The following is a 4,462-nucleotide window of genomic DNA, read 5'->3' as shown; positions in this document are numbered from 1 at the left end:
GTAACGCAAAACGGGACGTCCTGTCAAGCGGGACGCTCCGTCTTACGGTACGGCGTTAATATCAACGAACTCAGAGAGATAGCGGTTCCTCCCTGGCCGAAATCGTATGCTGGCGGCAATGGCGCGACGCTTGCCCAGTGACGGCGCCGAAATAGGCCATTTCGTTTCGCCAGCATCCTCGCGCTCGTGAATCCAAACACTTAGGCGTCTGCGTGCCTCGACGATGGCGAAGCCGCCGGTCGGGGGCGTTTCGTTTCGAGCGCATCGGCGAAGCGGGACCCGTTTCGCCGGCACAGAACAACGGCGGGCTTCGCGACCGCCGGATCAGATCCTTCACCCATCGCACCGGACCGACCATGGACGTCGTCGAAACGCCGATCGACAAGCTCGTGCCTTATGCCCGCAACCCGCGCCGCAACGAGGAGGCTGTCGCCACGGTCGCCGCCTCACTGGCCGAGTTCGGCTGGCGTCAGCCGATCGTCGTCGACGAGGACATGGTGATCGTCGTCGGCCACACCCGCTACGAGGCGGCCAAGCGGCTCGGCATGACGAGCGTGCCGGTGCATGTCGCGCATGGCCTGACGCCGGCGCAGCTGCGCGCCTACCGGCTGATGGACAACCGCTCGCATCAGAATGCGAGCTGGGATGACGAGCTGCTCAAGCTCGAACTGGCCGATCTGAAGCTCGACGAGTTCGACCTGGCGCTGACCGGTTTCGAGGACGACGAACTGGCCCGTCTCCTGGCCGAGGCGCCCGTCGAGGGGCTGGTGGACGAAGACGAGGTTCCGGAGCCGCCCGCCACGCCCGTCACCCGCCGCGGCGATCTCTGGATCCTCGGGGACCACCGCCTGCTCTGCGGAGACTCGACCTCGGCCGAGGACGTCACCCGCCTGATGAACGGCGAGCGCGCCGCGCTGTTCGCGACCGATCCGCCCTATCTCGTCGACTATGACGGCACCAACCATCCGACGAAGAAGAACGCGTCCGCCCGCGCCAAGAAGATCGCGAACAAGGACTGGTCCGACGACTACATCGAGCAGAAGCACTGGGACGATTCATCCCAGGGGCCGCAGTTCTACGAGGCCTTCATGCAGGTCGCCATCGACTGCGCCATCAAGGAGGACGCGGCCTGGTATTGCTGGCATGCCTCGCGGCGCCAGGCAATGCTGGAAGCCTGCTGGTCCAAGTTCGACGTGCTGCATCACCAGCAGATCATCTGGGCCAAGAGCCGTCCGGTGCTCACGCGCTCGATCATGCTGTGGGCGCACGAGCCCTGCCTGTTCGGCTGGCGCTCGGGCAACAAGCCGCGCGTCAACCGCGAAGGCTTCGAGAACTGGCCGACGACGGTGTGGTCCATCCCGTCGAGCGAGATCGAGACGCGGGAGCACCCGACCTCGAAACCGGTGCGCGTGTTCACGCTGCCGATGGAGCTGCACACCGTGCCGGGGGAAATCTGCTACGAGCCGTTCTCCGGCTCGGGCTCGCAACTCATCGCAGGCGAGCGGACGGGGAGACGCGTCTTCGGGGTTGAGCTCTCCGAGACCTTTTGTGACGTGATCGTCAACCGCTGGCAGGCCTTCACCGGGAAATCGGCAAGGCTGGAGGGCGAGAATCGCAGCTTCGACGAGGTGAAGACCGAGCGCGTCGGCACTCGTGACAGCGATCAGGACGCCGCATGATGCAGTCGCGCCGAATGTCCCTGATCGAGGCGTTGAGCAATGTCGCGATCGGTTACGGCGTGGCCGTGCTGACCCAGATCGCGGTCTTCCCGCTGTTCGGTCTGCAGGTGTCCCTGAGCGACAATCTGTTGATCGGCGCTCTATTCACGCTGGTATCCGTGGCGCGCAGCTATGCCGTGCGGCGCATGTTCGAGAGGATGCGCTCTTGGACTGCATAAGCAAAACGCCGCCGCCCATGGCGGGCAGCGGCGGCTCAGTGAGGATGACGTGTCAGCTGGTCGTTATGCCGAGCAGCTTCGCCCGGAAGTCGGCGCCCACCGGCCGGCTCTCGGCAACGGTGCGGCCGGCCCGGAGCGCGCCGGCACGGCCGACGAAATAGAAGCCGACCTGCTCGCCGGTTTCCCGGCGCGTTCGCGTGAGGACCGTGTAGCGGGTCGAGCGTGCATCAGCGATGATCGCTTCGCCTCGGTGCTGTAGGGCGGCGACGAGACGGTCGTGGATGGTGATCCTCGCCATAGCCTCAGCCCTCCCGGCTGAGGCGGTAGACCCGACCGCGTCCGTCGACCTTCTCGGAGGTCACATCGAGCCCGAGCTTCTTCTTGAGCGCCCCGGCGATGGCGCCGCGCACAGTATGCGGTTGCCAGCCGAATGCGGCAGCGATTTCGGCGATGGTTGCTCCGTCGGCGCCCTGCAGCATGGCGATCAGCTGGGCCTGCTTGCTGCCTTCGCGGGCATTTGGCTTCGATGGCGTCTTGACGGCAGCATGATCGCTTTGCGTCGATTCCGCAGCGTCACGCGAGGCCTCCGGCTCGATGCCGATGGCGGCGAGCCCGTGCTCGGTGATCGCGAGTGTGACGCCGTGGCCGTCGCCGGTCTCGCGCCAGATGTGTTCGCCGATGCGCGTGTCGGCATCGATCTCTTCGAGCAGGCCCTGCTTGATGAGCGAGGCGATCACTTTCTGCGCTGCGCCGCCCTTGAGGTTCTTCGGGAGCGGTAGAGCCAGCATGTTCGCGCGCTGCGCAGCGGCGCTGAGGACGATCGTCTGTGTGTCGGAGAGTTTGGTCATTGGGGCAATCCTTCTTCAGGAGAGGCGCGCGACCATCGCGGACCTACTACTGCCCCGAGCCCCGAGGGCGATCCCATCGGGGCGAAGGCGGGAAGTGGTGCGCCTAATCGGCGTGCTCGCCCTCCTTGAAGGCTGCGTCGGTGATGCGCTTCAGGAGTTCGGCATAGTGCGCGAGGGTTCCGACGTGGCCCCAATTGATCTCGTCGGGGCTGGTGTCGAAATGGTCGTCGCTCAGGGCCTTGATGCGCTCCAGCATCGCGTCGATCTCCGCCTTCTTGGCGATGAAAGCGTCGAGGGCGGAAGCGGTGTTTCGGGACTTGGTCATGGCGGTCTCCAGCGCTTGATGGTGACGCCATACAGGCTCTGATCGGCACCCTCATCAAGTCGATAAGTGCATCATTTCATTGCTTTTTCTGCAGTGATGGCGGGGCTCCCGACATGACCTGATCTTGCCCGGGAGCGGCCCCCGTTCATGGCGACCAATACCCAACCCATCGCGGTCATCGCCCGGCTCCTGGACCTGACCGAAAGGCGGGTCCAGCAGCTGGCGCGCGACGGGATCATCCCGGCGTCAGCTCGCACCGGCCCCGAACGTGGGCGCTACGACCTCGTCGGCACGGTGCGCGGCTATGTGCGCTACCTGCGCGAGCTGGCGACGCGGTCGCAGACGGGCGCCGCGGATTTCGGTGTCGAGCGCGCCCGGCTGATCAAGGCCAAGGCCGATCTCGCCGAAATGGACGCAGCTGTCCGGCGCGGCGACCTCTTGCCGGCCGCTCAGGTCGAGGAGGCGTGGATCGCCGTGCTGGCCCGCCTGCGCGCACGTTTGCTGGTCCTGCCCGACAGGCTGGCGCCGCTGGTCCATGAGGAGTCCACCATTGCCGGCACGCGCGCGCAGATCCGCGACGCGATCACCGAAGCGCTCGCGGAACTCGCCAGCCTCCCGACCATCGCCGTTGATGCTGAAGGGGCCGGCGCGGCTGGCGCAGGCGACGCGCAAGGCGCTGACGATCCTGGCGCCGCCGCCGACCCTGACGATCAGTGAGTGGGCCGACGCCAGGCGCCGCCTGAGTTCCGAAGCCAGCGCCGAGCCCGGCCGCTGGCGCACGGAGCGGGCCATCTACCAGCGCGGCATCATGGACGCGATCTCCGATCCAGCGGTCGAAAGCGTCGTCGTGATGTCGTCGAGCCAGACCGGCAAGACGGAGGTGCTGCTCAACACCGTTGCATTCCACATCGACCAGGACCCGGCGCCGGTGATGGTGGTGATGCCGACGGAACGCGATGCGGAGACCTGGTCGAAGGACCGTTTCTCGCCGATGGCGCGCGATACGCCCTGTCTGCATGGGCGAATCTCGGATCCGAAGTCGCGGGACGGGTCGAACAAGATCCTGCACAAGAAGTTTCCCGGCGGGCATCTGACCATCGTCGGCGCCAATGCGCCTTCGGGCCTGGCCAGCCGGCCGATCCGCATCCTTCTGTGCGACGAGGTCGACCGCTATCCGTTCAGCGCCGGCGCCGAGGGCGATCCGGTCAATCTGGCGAAGAAGCGCACCGTCACCTTCTGGAACCGCAAGATCGTGCTGGTCTCGACGCCGACCATCCGTGGCGCGAGCCGGATCGAGACCGCCTATGCCGAAAGCGACAGGCGCCGCTTCTTCGTGCCGTGCCCGGAATGCGGCGAGCATCAGACGCTGGTCTGGGAGCAGGTTCGCTGGGA

At 66.2% G+C, this 4,462-nt stretch carries 7 protein-coding genes; 4 read left to right on the top strand and 3 right to left on the bottom strand.

Translation table 11 applies throughout. From position 1 onward, the window contains the following. Positions 1-356: 356 nt before the first annotated feature. Positions 357-1,679 (top strand): DNA modification methylase, encoded by a 1,323-nt coding sequence (locus ABU113_RS16955; RefSeq protein WP_454560631.1) that lies wholly within the window; start codon positions 357-359, stop codon positions 1,677-1,679. Further along, a complete protein-coding gene (locus ABU113_RS16950; protein ID WP_041375669.1) occupies positions 1,676-1,897 on the top strand; it encodes a DUF7220 family protein in 222 nt (73 codons plus the stop codon). Before ABU113_RS16955 ends, ABU113_RS16950 begins: the two co-directional genes overlap by 4 nt. Positions 1,898-1,949: 52 nt before the next feature. Here the strand turns inward: ABU113_RS16950 and ABU113_RS16945 are convergent, their stop codons facing one another. The 3 genes from ABU113_RS16945 to ABU113_RS16935 all read right to left on the bottom strand — a co-directional run bounded on the left by ABU113_RS16945 (position 1,950) and on the right by ABU113_RS16935 (position 3,070). Further along, positions 1,950-2,195, bottom strand: coding sequence for a hypothetical protein (locus tag ABU113_RS16945; RefSeq protein WP_454560630.1), 246 nt, complete (start codon positions 2,193-2,195; stop codon positions 1,950-1,952). Between the two features lie 4 nt (positions 2,196-2,199). Continuing rightward, positions 2,200-2,745: a DUF3489 domain-containing protein gene (locus ABU113_RS16940; RefSeq protein ID WP_454560629.1), complete on the bottom strand. Its 546-nt coding sequence runs from the start codon at positions 2,743-2,745 to the stop codon at positions 2,200-2,202. Between the two features lie 103 nt (positions 2,746-2,848). After that, positions 2,849-3,070 carry a hypothetical protein gene (locus ABU113_RS16935; RefSeq protein ID WP_454560628.1) on the bottom strand — a complete coding sequence of 74 codons (222 nt, stop codon included), beginning with the start codon at positions 3,068-3,070 and terminating at the stop codon, positions 2,849-2,851. A 147-nt stretch (positions 3,071-3,217) separates the two neighbouring features. On the opposite strand from ABU113_RS16935, the gene ABU113_RS16930 reads away from it, so the two are divergent. Together ABU113_RS16930 and ABU113_RS16925 are read left to right on the top strand one after the other, a co-directional pair. Further along, entirely contained in the window at positions 3,218-3,787 is a 570-nt protein-coding gene (locus ABU113_RS16930) for a hypothetical protein (protein WP_454560627.1), read from the top strand. Then, on the top strand, positions 3,702-4,462 hold a 761-nt coding region (locus ABU113_RS16925; RefSeq protein WP_454560626.1), incomplete at its 3' end, for a phage terminase large subunit family protein. The genes ABU113_RS16930 and ABU113_RS16925, both read left to right, overlap by 86 nt.

The organism is Parapedomonas caeni (genome assembly GCF_041060555.1).
Classification (GTDB): Bacteria; Pseudomonadota; Alphaproteobacteria; order Sphingomonadales; family Sphingomonadaceae; genus CAUJIW01.
The sequence above is the reverse complement of the archived record's forward strand: the minus strand, read 5'-3'. Positions and strand labels throughout refer to the sequence as shown.